Source organism: Nocardia sp. NPDC057272 (assembly GCF_042668615.1).
Lineage (GTDB): Bacteria > Actinomycetota > Actinomycetes > Mycobacteriales > Mycobacteriaceae > Nocardia.
This window is the reverse complement of the sequence record NZ_JBHUYK010000019.1, coordinates 80,430-94,446: the sequence shown is the minus strand read 5'-3', so window position 1 is coordinate 94,446 and position 14,017 is coordinate 80,430. Positions and strand designations below refer to the sequence as shown.

Annotated in this window: 15 protein-coding genes; 8 read left to right on the top strand and 7 right to left on the bottom strand. The window is 66.9% G+C overall.

Annotated elements, in window-relative coordinates; all coding sequences use genetic code 11:
• Positions 1-168: 168 nt before the first annotated feature.
• Positions 169-657, bottom strand: a complete 489-nt coding sequence (locus tag ACFULV_RS23830; protein WP_378660240.1) for a DUF6326 family protein — start codon at positions 655-657, stop codon at positions 169-171.
• 159 nt (positions 658-816) lie between these two features.
• Here ACFULV_RS23830 and ACFULV_RS23825 point away from each other — a divergent pair, with 159 nt between their 5' ends.
• The 5 genes from ACFULV_RS23825 to ACFULV_RS23805 all read left to right on the top strand — a co-directional run bounded on the left by ACFULV_RS23825 (position 817) and on the right by ACFULV_RS23805 (position 5,610).
• On the top strand, positions 817-1,956 hold the full coding sequence (locus ACFULV_RS23825) for a sensor histidine kinase (protein ID WP_378660237.1): 1,140 nt from the start codon (positions 817-819) through the stop codon (positions 1,954-1,956).
• Complete coding sequence (locus ACFULV_RS23820) at positions 1,953-2,609, top strand: response regulator (protein WP_378660234.1); 657 nt, start codon at positions 1,953-1,955, stop codon at positions 2,607-2,609. The genes ACFULV_RS23825 and ACFULV_RS23820 overlap by 4 nt, the downstream gene beginning before the upstream one ends.
• Positions 2,610-2,751: 142 nt before the next feature.
• On the top strand, positions 2,752-3,603 hold the full coding sequence (locus ACFULV_RS23815) for a CPBP family intramembrane glutamic endopeptidase (RefSeq protein WP_378660231.1): 852 nt from the start codon (positions 2,752-2,754) through the stop codon (positions 3,601-3,603).
• Between the two features lie 136 nt (positions 3,604-3,739).
• On the top strand, positions 3,740-4,915 hold the full coding sequence (locus ACFULV_RS23810; protein ID WP_378660229.1) for a sensor histidine kinase: 1,176 nt from the start codon (positions 3,740-3,742) through the stop codon (positions 4,913-4,915).
• Positions 4,912-5,610: a response regulator gene (locus ACFULV_RS23805; RefSeq protein ID WP_378630533.1), complete on the top strand. Its 699-nt coding sequence runs from the start codon at positions 4,912-4,914 to the stop codon at positions 5,608-5,610. The genes ACFULV_RS23810 and ACFULV_RS23805 overlap by 4 nt, the downstream gene beginning before the upstream one ends.
• Here the strand turns inward: ACFULV_RS23805 and ACFULV_RS23800 are convergent.
• Together ACFULV_RS23800 and ACFULV_RS23795 are read right to left on the bottom strand one after the other, a co-directional pair.
• Positions 5,550-7,109: an alpha/beta fold hydrolase gene (locus tag ACFULV_RS23800; protein ID WP_378660226.1), complete on the bottom strand. Its 1,560-nt coding sequence runs from the start codon at positions 7,107-7,109 to the stop codon at positions 5,550-5,552. The two genes, ACFULV_RS23805 and ACFULV_RS23800, sit on opposite strands and share 61 nt — an antisense overlap.
• 126 nt (positions 7,110-7,235) lie before the next feature.
• Positions 7,236-8,009, bottom strand: a complete 774-nt coding sequence (locus ACFULV_RS23795) for a hypothetical protein (RefSeq protein ID WP_378660224.1) — start codon at positions 8,007-8,009, stop codon at positions 7,236-7,238.
• Positions 8,010-8,162: 153 nt separating this feature from the next.
• Between ACFULV_RS23795 and ACFULV_RS23790 the strand changes: the two genes are divergently transcribed.
• Together ACFULV_RS23790 and ACFULV_RS23785 are read left to right on the top strand one after the other, a co-directional pair.
• Positions 8,163-8,600, top strand: coding sequence for a VOC family protein (locus ACFULV_RS23790; RefSeq protein WP_378660221.1), 438 nt, complete (start codon positions 8,163-8,165; stop codon positions 8,598-8,600).
• A 157-nt stretch (positions 8,601-8,757) separates the two neighbouring features.
• Complete coding sequence (locus ACFULV_RS23785; RefSeq protein ID WP_378660218.1) at positions 8,758-9,492, top strand: flavodoxin family protein; 735 nt, start codon at positions 8,758-8,760, stop codon at positions 9,490-9,492.
• A 217-nt stretch (positions 9,493-9,709) separates the two neighbouring features.
• Here the strand turns inward: ACFULV_RS23785 and ACFULV_RS23780 are convergent, their stop codons facing one another.
• The 4 genes from ACFULV_RS23780 to ACFULV_RS23765 all read right to left on the bottom strand — a co-directional run bounded on the left by ACFULV_RS23780 (position 9,710) and on the right by ACFULV_RS23765 (position 13,149).
• Positions 9,710-10,153: an SRPBCC family protein gene (locus tag ACFULV_RS23780; protein ID WP_378660215.1), complete on the bottom strand. Its 444-nt coding sequence runs from the start codon at positions 10,151-10,153 to the stop codon at positions 9,710-9,712.
• A gap of 222 nt (positions 10,154-10,375) precedes the next feature.
• The gene (locus ACFULV_RS23775; protein WP_378660212.1) at positions 10,376-11,272 is read right to left on the bottom strand and encodes an SMP-30/gluconolactonase/LRE family protein; all 897 of its coding nucleotides are present in this window, start codon (positions 11,270-11,272) and stop codon (positions 10,376-10,378) included.
• Between the two features lie 261 nt (positions 11,273-11,533).
• Positions 11,534-11,725 (bottom strand): ferredoxin, encoded by a 192-nt coding sequence (locus ACFULV_RS23770; RefSeq protein WP_378660210.1) that lies wholly within the window; start codon positions 11,723-11,725, stop codon positions 11,534-11,536.
• On the bottom strand, positions 11,722-13,149 hold the full coding sequence (locus ACFULV_RS23765; RefSeq protein ID WP_378660207.1) for a cytochrome P450: 1,428 nt from the start codon (positions 13,147-13,149) through the stop codon (positions 11,722-11,724). Before ACFULV_RS23765 ends, ACFULV_RS23770 begins: the two co-directional genes overlap by 4 nt.
• Positions 13,150-13,258: 109 nt before the next feature.
• Between ACFULV_RS23765 and ACFULV_RS23760 the strand changes: the two genes are divergently transcribed.
• Positions 13,259-13,909 carry a TetR/AcrR family transcriptional regulator gene (locus ACFULV_RS23760; protein WP_378630550.1) on the top strand — a complete coding sequence of 217 codons (651 nt, stop codon included), beginning with the start codon at positions 13,259-13,261 and terminating at the stop codon, positions 13,907-13,909.
• Positions 13,910-14,017: the final 108 nt, after the last annotated feature.

Genomic DNA, 14,017 nt, shown 5'->3' with positions numbered 1-14,017 from the left:
AATCGGGCAACCTCGCTTGCGTACGGCAACTGTCGCACCACGGTAGCAAGACGACGATGGCCTGATCACGGCCGCTCGAAGTCCTCGTGGACATGGTGACCGACCAGTCTGCGAATGCCTTCCCCGCAGGTACGGATCAACGCCTGCGAACCCGGCTTCACTCTTGGTTCACGCTTGCTGCTGCGCGCGAACGGTTTCGAGGTCCGGGCCGGTCGCCATGGTCGCCGAAGGTGCGGTGCGGGGCCAGGTCCAGGCGTACCGCAGGATGAGGGCGAGAAGGATCAATTCCAATACGACGCCGAGGCCGTAGAAGTACAGCCAGGACGCGCCCACCACATTGAATACCGTGACGGGGACGTAGAGCGAAGCCACGATGAGGTTCGCGATGCGGTTGACCCCGGCGGGCAGCGTCATCGACAGCACGACCATGAAGATCGGGATAGCCATGAGGATCAGCGCTGAGGTCGAAAAGGTTTGGGAGAGGCTGAATTCGAAGACCCTGCCGTCGAGGATGTCCTCGACGACGCCGGGCGTGAAGAAGTTGAGAATGTCCACGTAGGCGTACAGGAACATGAAGCTCGTCCATGCTGCGGCGAGCTTGGCTCGCACCGGCATCGGCTGGTCTTCCAGGGTGGTGGTGAGTTGACGTGATTTCATCATGGTCTCCGTGGTGGGGCGGATCGGTAGGTCCACGATCGCTGAGCCCGGCGCCGGGCACACCCGCCCGGAGGCTGGAGTTCACCTGGCCGATGGCATGGTCTCCGTCTCGTACTTTCGGCGGATACGCCGAGGCGCGCCGATCCCTAGGCTGGAGCCGTGGTCACTGTCCGTCGCTCCATCTGGCACGAGCCTCGGCCTGCTGACGCCCCACCCATCGGTCGTCTCGACTGGCTGCTGGTGGGGGTGTTCACGGGCGCCACCTTGGTCGAAGGCATCGTTGCGCCGGGCTTGGCGTGGCGACCCCTCGTGGTGGTGCTCGCCCTGGCGCTGATGCCGGCCCTGCTCTGGCGGCGAAGCCGCCCCCTGATGGCCGCCCTGTTCGGGTGGGGCGTCGCCGGTCTGCTCTCGATCCTCCAGCTGACCACGCACACCGGGGATCTCGGCCTCGACTCCATGATGGCCGTCCTGATCCTGCTCTACTCCCTGGTGCGGTGGGGCTCTGGACGGGAGATCGTCGTGGGCACGGCGTTCGTGACAGTCGTTGTCGCGCTGGGGATGTACGCCTCCTCCGCGGGCTGGTCCGATGTTTTCGGCGGGAGCGTCCTGTTGCTGTTGCTCGTCGCCCTGGCGGCGGTGTTCCGCTACCGGGCGGACCTCTGGCATCGCCAACAGCGCGAGATCCGCAATCAGGAACGGGTAGCGCTGGCGCGCGAGCTGCACGACACCGTGGCCCACCACGTCTCGGCTATCGCGGTGCAGGCGCAGGCCGGTGGCGTGGTCGCCGCCATCCAGCCCGAGAAGGCTGCCGAGGTCCTGGCGGCGATAGAGTCCGAAGCGTCGCGAACCCTGGCGGAGATGAGATCCATGGTGCGGGTGCTGCGTGAGGAGGACGCCGTCGCCTACTCACCGCAGCTGGGTGTCGCGGACCTGCTTGCTCTGGCGCGCGCCGACGCGACGCCCACCGTCGAGGTCTCGCTGTCCGGTTCGTTGACCCGGCTGGCACGGCCCGTGGACGCCGCGCTCTACCGGCTCGCGCAGGAGTCGCTGACCAACGCCGTACGGCACGCCCCGAGTGCGACCCGCGTCGGAATCGACGTACGCCGCGAGGGTGACGCCGTCAGGCTGCGTGTCAGCGACGATGGACAGACCGAGCCGGGGCCGGTCCCGGAGCCTGGATTCGGCCTGCGCGGCATGGCCGAACGCGCCCAGCTCCTGGGCGGATCGCTCTCCGCGGGGCCGGGGCCCGGGGGCGGCTGGGTGGTCGAGGCCGTGCTGCCGGTGGAGGCGCCGGCATGAGCATTCGTGTGCTCGTAGCCGACGACCAGGACTTGGTCCGGACCGGGCTGGTGATGATCCTCGGTGCGCAACCCGGCCTCGAGGTCGTGGGAGAGGCGGCAGACGGGCTCGCAGCACTCGACCTGGCGACCCGGCTGCGTCCTGATGTCCTCCTGGTCGACATCCGGATGCCCGGGCTCGACGGCGTCGAGGTGACGCGACGCCTGGCCGGGCCAGGCGTCACGGACCCGATGGCGGTCGTCGTGATCACCACCTTCGACCTCGATGAGTACGTCCTCGGCGCCCTACGCGCCGGCGCTCGCGGCTTCCTGCTCAAAGATGCCGGGCCGCAGCTCCTCGTGCAGGCCATCCACGCGGCGGCCAACGGCGACGCGCTGATCGCCCCCAACGTCACCCGCCGGCTGCTGGCGACCTTCGCCGGCCAGGCGCCGGTGGTACCGGTCCAGCCGATCGACCCGCTCACCGAGCGCGAGGAGGAGGTGCTCGCGCTGGTCGCACGGGGCCGGACCAACGCCGAGATCGCCACCGAGCTATTCGTCGGCCTGAGCACGGTCAAGACCCACGTCGCATCCTTGATGACCAAGCTCGACGCCCGCAACCGCGTCGAGATCGCGATGTGGGCATACGACACCAGACGCGTGCGAGCCGACTAGCGGGTCCACATCACACCCGTGAGGTCCGCTCGCCCAACGATGAGTGCGGCCGGTCGTGGGTGTCGGGTAGGGGAGCTTTTCAGGGTAAAACTCCGGGTATTTCCGGGATTCGGAGACCGAAACGTATTGCTACGGTCCGTGAATGAACCATGATGCCTGCAGGACAGTCCGTGCGCGCGGCAGTGCTACCGGATCGAATGTCATCGAAGTCGCGTGGTTCTTCGCGATCGCCATCGTGCTGTGCTACGCGCTGTCCGTTCCGATGGTCTTTCGGCTGGTCTCCACGGACTTCGACAACCTGATCGTTCCGATCCTGCAAATGACCCCGCTGCTCGCTGCGATCATCATGTGGCTCGTCCGACGACCCGGAACGTTCGGAGAAACATTCGCCACCGGGTGGCGCGGCACGCCCAAGTGGGCAGGCATCGGCATCGGCCTCATCACCGCGATCGCCGCCATCCAGGCCGGCATCGCACTGGCATCGGGGATCTGGCCGCTCAACCCGCTCGACCAGATCTTGGCGGCGACAGTATGGGTCATTCCGGTTCTCCTCCTGCAGTCGGTCTTCGCGATCGGCGAGGAGTTCGGCTGGCGCGGCTGGCTGGCGACCCGCGCCGCGTCATGGGGATTCTGGCCGCTGGCCCTTGTCAGCGGTGTGGTCTGGATCGTCTGGCACCTGCCGGTGCTCGCCGTCATCGGAGACCGCCCACCGTGGGACATCGTCATCTATTTCGCGGGCATGCTGCCGTGGGCGCCGCTGCTGCTCGCGCTTCGCTGGCGGTCGGGCAGTGTCTGGCCGGCAGTCATGACGCACGGAGCGATCAACAGCGTCCGGGTGTACCTGCTGCAATCGGTCCCCGATGCGACAGATCATCTGCTCATCGAGGTGATCGGCTGGGTGCTGACGCTCGCCGCTGCGCTGTGGCTGATGCGCACGAGCCCGGCGCCGGTCGTCCAGGGAGCCGCTGAAGTTCACGCCCTTCCGCGAGGCTGAACGGTAGCGCCCCACGGAAACCCCTGGCCCGGCGAGTAATCCGCGCAGAACATCTACCCGAAGTCGTGGTCGATGTGCCCGGTTGTCACTCCTGAGAGCGACGCGCCGGTCAGGTCGGAAAATCTAGGGTGAGCACATGGTGGACGAAGGGCTCGTGCGTTGGTGGCGGGCGCATCCGGTGGCGGCCGACGCAGGGACCGCGTTCGCGTTGCTCGGCGTGTGTGTGCTGATGGGTTTGCTCGTCAACGGCGGGGTCGTGTACTTCGGGCTCACGGTCGCGTTGCTGGTGCCACTCATCGGGCGGCGACGGTGGCCCTCGGCTACAGCGGTGGCGGTCGCGGCGGCGGCGGGCGTGCAATGGCTGACCGTGCGCGACACCATCGGCGCGCTGCCCGCCGATCTCGCCGTGCCGGTCGTCGTCTATACCGTCGCGGCACACGGTAGCCGCGACGCAGGCAGGCTCACGCTCGTCGCGGGCTTGGGTGGCGCGGTGCTCGGCGGCTGGAGCTGGCCGCAACTGCCCATGCCTGCGGTGGCCCATCTACTGGTCGGGTCGGCGCTGGCGGGAACTGTCGCGGCAGCCTGGCTCGGTGGCGCATGGCAACGATCCCGGCACAGTGAATTCGCCGCGTTGGCGGCGCACGCGGCGCTGCTCGAGCGGGAAGGCGCACAGCGCACACGGCTCGCTGTGCTCGAGGAGCGCACCAGGATCGCGCGCGATCTGCACGACATCCTGGCTCACTCGCTGGCGGTGATCATCGCTCAGTCCGATGGCGGTCGCTACGCGGCCCTGGCCGAACCCCACCGCGCGATCGATGCGTTGCGAGCGATCGGCGACCATGGCCGGGCCGCACTCGCCGATACCCGCCGCGCCATCGGCGTCCTGCGGGAAGACACCCACGGGGAACCGAACCCGGCGCCCACCCCGGGAGTCGCCGAGCTGACAGACCTCACCGACGACCTGCGCGCGGCAGGGCTGTCGGTCACCCTGTCCACCGATCTGCCCGCTGATCCGCTCGATACCGGGCTGGGACTGCTCGCCTACCGCATCGTGCAGGAAGGCTTGACCAATGTTGTCAAACACGCGGGTCCGACAGCGCGCGCCGAGGTCTCGGTACGCACCGATGCCAGGTGGCTGAGAGTCGAAGTCACCGACGACGGGCACGCCGGGTCGACGGGCAGCCCGGGTGGGTTCGGCCTGATCGGGATGCGCGAACGGGTCGAATCCTATGGCGGCACCGTCACTCTCGCCTACCGCGACGGCGGAGGGCATCACCTGGCAGCCATGATTCCGCTGACGGAGCAACGATGATCCGAGTTCTGCTGGTCGAGGATCAAGAACTGGTGCGCACAGGGTTGCGCATGGTCGTGGACTCCCAGCCCGACCTGACGGTGGTCGGTGAGGCGGGTGAGGGATCACAAGGCGTCGAAGCCGCGACACGGCTACTCCCGGATGTAGTCGTCATGGATGTGCGCATGCCCGGCACCGACGGTATCGAAGCCACCCGCCGACTCCTGGCGCTGTCCGGGCCTCCGCGTGTGCTGGTGCTGACGACCTACGACCTCGATGACTACGCCCTGGCCGCTGTTCGAGCCGGTGCGAGCGGCTTCCTGCTCAAAGACGCACCGGCCGAACAATTCCTGTCCGCCATCCGTTCGGTGCACGCCGGTGACGCGGTGCTGGCCGCCTCGACCACCCGTCGGTTACTCGGTCGCCTCGCGCCGCCCGTCGACCCCACCGCGCGCCACCTGGTGGATGCCCTCACCACCCGCGAGGTCGAGGTACTGCGGGTCATGGCGCGCGGCCTGTCCAATGCCGAGATCGCCGCGGAACTCGGCATCGGGGCGGGAACGGTGAAAACCCATGTGCGCCATATTCTGACCAAGCTCGCGGTCCGGGATCGAGTACGGGCGGTGATCGTGGCGCACGAGGCGGGCCTCGCCGGTCATGGTTCGGCCCGGTCGCAGGTCGCGTCGCCGGACGGAAGGACGCCGTCCAGGAGGTAGGCCGTCACGGTGTCATCGATACAGGCCGAACTGTCGAACAGATAGACACCGTGCCGGAATGCAGGTCGCAAGGTCAGCGATCGCGCCGCGGGCATGACCGTCCGCAACGCCCGCAGTCCTGCCGACGGGGCGACCGGGTCGCCGTCGGCGCCGACCAGCAACGCCGGGATCTGGTTGTCGATCTCGGTCGGCGGCTCGCTCGGCGATACCGGCCACATCGCACACGGGCCGAGGTGACGGGCCAGCGCGCCGAACAGGGGCTCCTCAGCATGATGCAGCTCGATATCGGTGAAGTAGTCCTCCACCGCGCGGGCCGGACGGTCCGCGCACTGATTGGCGACCGTTGCGCTGAAGCCGAACTCGGGTGTCACGGCGGTGTCGGCGTAGAGGCCCAACTTGATCGCCAGGCCGGGCGGCGGCTCGACCTGCACTCCTCGCGACGCATCGATCAATGCTCGGATTTGATCACCGAAGGCGCTGTACGACTCGGCGGAGTCGTCGACGGTGAGCAGCAGGCCGGGGATCAGGTCCGCGGTCAGGGTGATCCCGGCAAGCGTGATCGGCGCGTCGCGCACGCGATCGACGAGGTCGTGTATCTCGCCCGATACCGCTGCGGAGGTAGTACCGAGACCGATGTCCTGCTCGGCGGCCCAGCGAGCCCAGTCCGCCAAGGCCGCGGCATCGGCCGGCGCGGTGTCGCGGGTGAGATCGGGCCCGGCGGCACGGGGATCGAGTGGGCTGTCGAGAACGAGGCGGTCGACGTGCTCGCCGAACATCTGCGCATACACCGCACCCAGATAGGTGCCCCACGACCACCCCAGATACGACAGCGACGTTTCGCCGAGCAGTGTGCGCAGCAGGTCCAGGTCCCGCGCCACCGTGCGTGTGGACGCGTGCGGCAACAGGTCCCGCCATGGTTCGCACCCCGACGCCAGATCGCGGGCGGCGACGACAACGCGATCGAATCCGGCTCGGTCGACTGGTGCCGCCTGCGCCACGTTCAGATACTCGCTTGTCGGCCAACCACATTCCAACGGGGTACTGGCTCCGAAGAATCGTGGATCGAAGCCGACCACGTCGTAACGCTCGGCGAGCTCCGGTGCGCCATGACCCCCTTCCGGTCCGTCGATCAGCAGCGCGACCCCATCGCGAGACGGTCCGGGCCCTCCCGTCTCGACCACGAGCGTGCCGAGGCGCCGCGCGGAATCACCGGCGGGGCGACGTGCCACTGCGACGGTGATCGTTTTCCCGGCTGGCGCCGCGTAGTCCAGGGGAGCGCTGAACTCACCGCACTGCGCGCCCGCGGCCGCCAGCCGCCGCCCGACCTCGTCGTCCACGCCGGCCTCGCAGTCGTGCCATGCGATGGTCTGGTCGTGGAAGCCGATCCGGTGCCCTGCGGTCGGGTCGGGCGTTTCGGACGGTCCGCACCCGGTGATCGCAGCGGCACACACCATCGAGGCCACTGCCACCGTGGCGAATTCGTTTCTGGAGATAGTCACCCGTTCCACGGTATTTTCGGCAACCCGTCCGGGCGTCTACCCTCCGAACGAGATCTGGCCCCGCCGACCTACTCCGGAAAGAACAGCTGTACTGCCAGATGACCCTTCACACCATCACCCCGACGGTCAGGTCATCCTCCAGAATGTGATCGTGTGAGCCCCATCCCGACCCGGTTCAGCATCTGGCCGAGCAGGTGGAGAGTTCGGGCTGGTGTCGGCGCTCCGGGGGGAGGTGCTCTTCCAGTAGGCGGTGGTGAACGACTCGACGGTTGCGAGCGTCTGGGCGTCGTTCCCGGCGGCAAATACCAGAATGAAACGCACGTAGTCGCCGATGTCGGTGCCTCGGGGGTGCTGCTCGACAAAACCCTGAAGCCGCGGGGTCAAAGCGGGCAGCGTGCTGGCTGTAGGGAATACGACGGCGAGGCCCGCGAGTGCCAGCCGGACTGCCGGACATTCGGGTGCCCACCGGGCGAGCAGGTCCGGTGTGCAAGAGCGGACCGCCTCGCGGGCTCGGTCCTCGTTGCCGGGATCTGCGTACCGCGGTGTGTCGGGCCAGCAGTCGCCCAGGCGGCGGTCCGCGACAGTCGCGATGCTGAACAGCAGGCTGATCGCCCGGAAACGCTGCTGCGGTGGCACCCGGTCATCGACGGCCAGCGCTGCCAGCACAGGGACGCCTTCGGCGGTATGCGGCTGGCAGGTGTCCTGATGGAGGAACCCGTCGTAGAAGTCTCCGAGGAAGAACCTGTCGTCCGTCCAGTACGGGTCCACCGAGGACTGGAACAACATCGCGGCCTGCGGTGGCCGCGGGTCTGTCAGACGCTCGGCGATGACGTCCCGGAAGACCTGCCGGATCCGCGGCTCGTCCGGCAGAACGTTCCGCTCGGGGGTGCGGATGCTCATAGCCGTCGCAGCCTAGCGGTCCTCGCTGCCTACAGCCGTCTTGTGCGGTTGTCAGCGGGGCCGGGGAGTCGCTGGTCGCACTGCGGCGCAGCGAGTGTGTCAACAGATCGGGAGTGGGAACGCGCACGGTAACTCGAACCGAAGGGAGCCCTCGTGACCAATCGCCCAGACCTCCCCGCGCCCGAGCAGGGTCTGATCCTCACCCATTTCCTGACCGTGCGCGATGTGGTCCGCTCGCGCGATTTCTACGCCGACATCCTTGGTGGCCAGGTCGTTCTCGCGGAAAATCCGGCTATCGTCAAGGTCGCCAACAGCTGGATCATCATGAATCCCGGCGGTGGACCCACCCCGGACAAGCCCGACATCACGCTGGCACCGCCGACGGCCGGCGAGGTGGTCTCGTCGTTTCTCAACGTGCGGGTCGCCGACATCGCTGCCTTCTATACCGACGCCACCGCCAAAGGCGCACAGTTCTTGACCGAGCCGCTGGACCGCAAAGCCGAACTGCGGTGCTACCTGCGCGACCCTGACGGCTACCTGATCGAGGTCGGTCAGGCCACCGGGATGCTGAAAGGCATCTTCGCCGACTGACAGACACGCTACCGTCGCTCGTTCGCGACGAAATCCACCGCGCTCCAGCGACTCGAGTGATCGACAGTCACACCAAAGAGATGGGAGCACCAGTGCCGCAACACAACCCCCGCCCACTGCTGTGCCGGGTGCTCGGCCTTCGAGTCGGGCCGAGGCGATGACCGGGCCCGAGGCGGTGATCGAACCGGGCCCGCGCTTCGACGATCTGCGCGCGCTGTTCATCAATTGCACGCTCAAACGTTCGCCCGAGCCCAGCAATACCGACGGGCTGGTGCGGTTGAGTGCGCAGATCATGCGCCGGCGCGGTGTCGAAGTCGAGGAGCTGCGCGCGGTCGACCACGATATCGCGACCGGAGTGTGGCCTGACATGACCGAGCACGGAGCCCCGACCGATGAATGGCCGCAGATCTTCTCGCGCGTGCTCGACGCCGACATCCTGGTTTTGTGCGGACCGATCTGGCTGGGCGACAACAGTTCGGTGATGAAACGGGTGATCGAACGCCTCTACGGATGCTCGTCGATGCTCAACGATGCCGGTCAATACGCCTACTACGGGCGGGCAGCGGGGTGTCTGATCACCGGTAACGAAGACGGTATCAAGCACTGCGCGATGAATATCCTCTACAGCCTGCAGCACCTCGGATACACCATTCCGCCGCAAGCTGATGCCGGATGGATCGGGTCGGTCGGTCCGGGACCGTCCTATCTCGATCCGGATTCGGGCGGACCGGACAACGACTTCACCAACCGCAATACGTCGTTTATGACCTTCAACCTCATGCACGTGGCGGCCATGCTGCGACGCAACGGCGGAATCCCGGCCTTCGGAAACCAGCGCAGCGAGTGGGACGCCGGATGCAGGCCCGACTTCGACAATCCGGAGCACCGATGAAACGCACCGAGGAATGGATCGAGCGCGGTATGGCCTGCCCGCGTGCCGAATACCGGCGCTGATCCGGTGAGCGCGCGGCCACCGCCGACAGACATCAGGTCACCGGAGGAGGCACCCCGTGCTTGTCGAGGCCGGTGGTGTGCATGTCGATGCAGAACGCGTCGGTCGCTGCCACGACGAGCGACGCCGGATCCGGATTCCGCGAGGCTGGTGACAGTCAGGACCCGATGCGGTCGTCGAGACATTTCAAGACCCAGCTGAACGCGGCCGAGGCGATGAGTTTGCTGGCGGGACCGAACACGAATCCGATACCCCGCACGGGTGAATCGAACTCCGATGTCCACGTGATCAGGGTCGTGCCTGGCGAGGTCGGCTCGAACTCGACACGGCCGAGTCTGTGCTGCAACGGTGGCCGCGCCTTGCGGATCCTGTATTCCATCAGGACGGGCCGGTCGAAGACCGTGATCTCCTCCCGGAACCAGGCGATGCCGGCGTTCACCTCGCGGATCGCGCCGAGCCCGTTCGGTTCGGTGTCGCCGGGCCGGACCACAGCGGCCGACACGATGCCGGGCACCAGCGCCAGCGCCGCATGGTCGGTGTAGGCGTCGAACACCACTTCGATCGGGGCGTCGATGCTGCGTTGCACTTTCACGACTGTCATGGACAGAAATCCCTTCGGTTCACCACGGTCCGGCTGGGACCGGGACGGTTTGGCGGAGACGCGCATGGTGATGTCGGCGTGCACGGGGGCCACCTCTCGCACGAACACTTCCGTCTTCTCGGCCGTCGGTACCATCTTCATCGGGGAGGATCACCGGTCACGGGCACACGATCAACTCGACATCCGTTACCGCAGCAACCTTCCTGGACGAGGCACTAGATATCAGGGGGCGGTTCGGGCATTGGAGTCGAAGGCACCCGGTATTTCGTAGATCGCGCCGCTGAAGGTGGCGGCGAACAGGCGGCCGGCGGAGAAGCCGGTCGTACCGCGACCGTAGGTGACGACGCTGGTCGACGGGGCTGCGGTGCCGAGGACGCAGTACTGGCCGGGTGAGTCGATGCGGACGATGCGGCCAGAGAGGTTGAAGGGGACGACGGGTCGATTCTGTGAGTCCAAGGTCAGCCCGTCGGGTGTACCGAAGGTGTCGGTACCGGACAGGTCCAGCAGCGATTGTGGTGCACCGGGATTCGCGGTGGGTATCCGGCTGACGCCAGGGTTGACGAAAGTACGTGAGATATAGAGGTATTCGTCGTCGGTGTCGAGCACGGCACCGTTGGCGCTGGGGAACCTCGCCCAGTCCGCCTGCACCGCGCCGTTCGGGCTGACACGGCCGACGAGGTTGCCGAAGTCGTTGGTGGCGTAGACGGTTCCGTCGCCCGCGACGTCCATGCCGTTGGCGGCGCTGAGGCCCGCGGCGAACGGCGTCACCGCACCGGTATCGGGGTCGACCTGGACGATGCCTGCCAGGTGCACCAGATCGCCGATGACGACCCGGGCGTCCGCGCCGTAACCGACCAGCAGTTTGCCGTCTCGGGTCCAGGCGAGTGCACCGGCGCCGCCGCTGGGCACGGTGGCGATGACTACCGCGGGGGCGCCGGGGGCGTCGATCCGCAAGACGTGTCCGCTCACCAGGTCTGTGGCGTACGCGCGGCCCTGGGAATCGACGGTGAGACCTTCCAGGGCACCCGACACAGCACCTACCTGCACCGCCGACTGACCGGCGCCCGGGCAGTCGGCGGCAGCTTGTGCGTGCGGTGCGGAGATGGCTGTCGCGGCCATGAACGCCGCTGCTGTGACGGGTAGGACAATTCGATGCAGGGCCTGCACGCGTACCTCGCTATGTCGGGTGGCTCATCGGTCCGGATGAGGTGGAACTACTTGTCGACCTGCCTACCGACTTCGGTCACAGTTGCCGGGGACGAGGACGGCTGCACAGCGTCGATCGTATTCGTGCGATCCAGGGTCGCCGATCGCCACGCGGCCGAACTCGCCTCGTTCTCCCCAGAGCGCCGGCGGCGTCATCGGCGGCGCGAGGGTACTTCAGTCGAACAGGCGCAGAGCCGCCACCGGGCAGCTGTCGACCGCCAGCCGCACGTCGTCGAGGTCGGCATCGGCTACCTGGTCCGTCAGCACCGTCACGTTGCCTTCGTCGTCGACCCGAAAGATGTCGGGCAGCAATGCTTCGCACATGCCGTGGCCCTCGCACCGGGTGCGGTCGGCGGCGATCTTCATGCGGACACCGAGGCGCCGAGGCGTTCGAGCCGGATGGGTAGGCCGTCGAGGGGGACAGGGCCGGTCGCCCAGCCCATCGGCGGCGTGTAGTCGGCGGGCACGGTCCAGCGGTAGTGCAACAGCATGCGGTGCATGATCGCCTTGACTGTCATACCGCCGAAATAGAGTCCGATGCATTTATGTGCGCCACCACCGAACGGCGCCCAGGTATAGCGGTGGGCTTTGTCCTCGTGCCGTTCGGCCGTGAATCGTTCGGGATCGAACACGTCGGGGTCGTTCCACCAGCGGGCCTGACGCATGGCCGAGTACGAGCCGATCATAACCAAGGTGCCGGCGGGGACGAACTGACCCTGAATCGCGGTATCCCGCACGGTTTCGCGGATCTGCTGCCCGACAGGGGAGTACATCCGCAGAATCTCTTTGAAGACCAGATCCAGGGTCGGCAGCCGGTCCAGATCTGCATAGTCGAGTGACTCCTTGCCCAACGCCTGCGATTCGGCGCGCAGCCGGTCCTGCCATTCGGGATGCAATCCGAGCTGGTACCCCATCATCGACACCGCGATCGTGCTGGTGTCGTGCGCGCCGAGCAGGACGAAGATCAGATGGTCGACGATATCCTGGTCGGTGAATGTATGGCCCTCCTCGGAAGCGGTGCGGCACAACACGCTGAACAGATCCTCGCCGTTTCCCGCGCGTTTGGCAGGCAGCTCGCGACGACAGTGATCTTCCAGCACTGCGCGCCCGCGCAGTCCGCGTGCCCACAGTCCGCCGGGCAGATTCGTGCGCACCAGCGCCTGGCCGCCACGCACCGCATCGATGAACGCCCGCTCCAGCTCGGCGGCCTCCGACCCGAGATTCGCCCCCATGAATACTTCTGAGGACAAGCTGAGCAGCAGGCGTTTGGCCGCCGGATAGAGCTGGAAATCGCGATTCGGCGTCCAGTCGCGCATACCGCGCTCGATGGCCGGACTGGTGATATCGAGATAGCCGACCAACCGCGGTCTGGTGAAGGCCTGCTGCAGAATCCGACGGTGGTAGCGGTGTTCCTCGAAGTCGCGCAGCAGGATGCCGCCGCGAAAGAACGGGCCGATGAAGAAGGTATAGCCGCGCTGCGCGGAATACACCTTGTCGCGGTCGGCGAGTACCTCTTCGGTGGCCTCCGGTCCGGCGACCATGACAACGCGTCGCCCGACAAGTCCGGCCCAGTGCACCGGCCCGTACTTGTCGAAACGGCGGCGGGCGAAATCGAGACTGTCGCTCATCGCGGGTATCGCGTGCCCGATCAGCGGGACGCCGTAATCGCCCATGATCGGACGTAATCCGCTGCCGGGCAGTGGGTCTGCCAGCGCGCGGGTCTGCGAAGGATATCGCTCGGCAATAGCGGATACGGCGGACTTGGCCCGTCGGCCCAGGGTCGACATCATGTTCGTTGTCCTCTCGCACCGTTGCGATGTGGTGTGAGTTGGAGCATATAGGAATCAGTCGTTTCCGTAAACGATTGATTCCTGTTTCTGGTGCGGCATACTGAGGGTTGTGACACGGGCAGCGACCGGCATCTATCGCGGCACCTCGGCCGAACAGCGACGCGACGAACGCCGCCAGCGGCTGATGGACGCTGCCCTCGACATCATCGGCACCCAGGGCTGGGCCGCGACCACCGTGCGCGGAGTCTGCGAACAGGCCAAGGTCGGTCCGCGGTTCTTCTACGAGAGCTTCGACGACCTCGACGCACTCGCCGCCGCTGTACACGACGAGATCATCGACACCGCGATCCGCAGCTCATTGGACGCACTCACCGCCGCGCCGGATGACATCGCGGCCAAAACGCGGGCAGCCGTCACCGCCATCCTCAATTCCGTCGTCGAGGACCCCCGCCGCGCCCGCATCGCTTTCGCCGAGGCGCACGGCAGCGAAATCCTGATGCGACGCCGCGCCGCCGGCATGCGCACTATCGCCGACGTCGTCGCCGAACAGGAACGCGCACTGTTGGACCCGCCGGCCGGCAGTGAAACCCTGGTCCGTGCGGTCTCTCTGATGATCACCGGCGGCGCCGCCGAATTGGTCCTGGCCTGGCTCGACGGCGGTATGGACATCAGCCGCGACGAACTGATCAACCTGTGCGTCGAATTCGTGCTGACCTTCGCCGACAACCTGACCACTATGGCCGCCCGATTGGCGCATTGAAATGCGCACACGCGTTGCGCATTTCAGCTTCGCCAGCGCCTTCGTCGGCGCGTGACCAGGCCCAGCAGCCGCTGGTGCGGGAACCTCCCGCGGGCGAGCAGTTCGACG

Bases quoted from the DNA above. Each gene is read 5' to 3' on its own strand.
- ACFULV_RS23830 (WP_378660240.1), bottom strand. From the start codon at position 657: ATGAAATCACGTCAACTCACCACCACCCTGGAAGACCAGCCGATGCCG.
- ACFULV_RS23820 (WP_378660234.1), top strand. From the start codon at position 1,953: ATGAGCATTCGTGTGCTCGTAGCCGACGACCAGGACTTGGTCCGGACC.
- ACFULV_RS23815 (WP_378660231.1), top strand. From the start codon at position 2,752: ATGAACCATGATGCCTGCAGGACAGTCCGTGCGCGCGGCAGTGCTACC.
- ACFULV_RS23810 (WP_378660229.1), top strand. From the start codon at position 3,740: ATGGTGGACGAAGGGCTCGTGCGTTGGTGGCGGGCGCATCCGGTGGCG.
- ACFULV_RS23805 (WP_378630533.1), top strand. From the start codon at position 4,912: ATGATCCGAGTTCTGCTGGTCGAGGATCAAGAACTGGTGCGCACAGGG.
- ACFULV_RS23795 (WP_378660224.1), bottom strand. From the start codon at position 8,009: ATGAGCATCCGCACCCCCGAGCGGAACGTTCTGCCGGACGAGCCGCGG.
- ACFULV_RS23785 (WP_378660218.1), top strand. From the start codon at position 8,758: ATGACCGGGCCCGAGGCGGTGATCGAACCGGGCCCGCGCTTCGACGAT.
- ACFULV_RS23780 (WP_378660215.1), bottom strand. From the start codon at position 10,153: ATGACAGTCGTGAAAGTGCAACGCAGCATCGACGCCCCGATCGAAGTG.
- ACFULV_RS23775 (WP_378660212.1), bottom strand. From the start codon at position 11,272: ATGGCCGCGACAGCCATCTCCGCACCGCACGCACAAGCTGCCGCCGAC.
- ACFULV_RS23770 (WP_378660210.1), bottom strand. From the start codon at position 11,725: ATGAAGATCGCCGCCGACCGCACCCGGTGCGAGGGCCACGGCATGTGC.
- ACFULV_RS23765 (WP_378660207.1), bottom strand. From the start codon at position 13,149: ATGATGTCGACCCTGGGCCGACGGGCCAAGTCCGCCGTATCCGCTATT.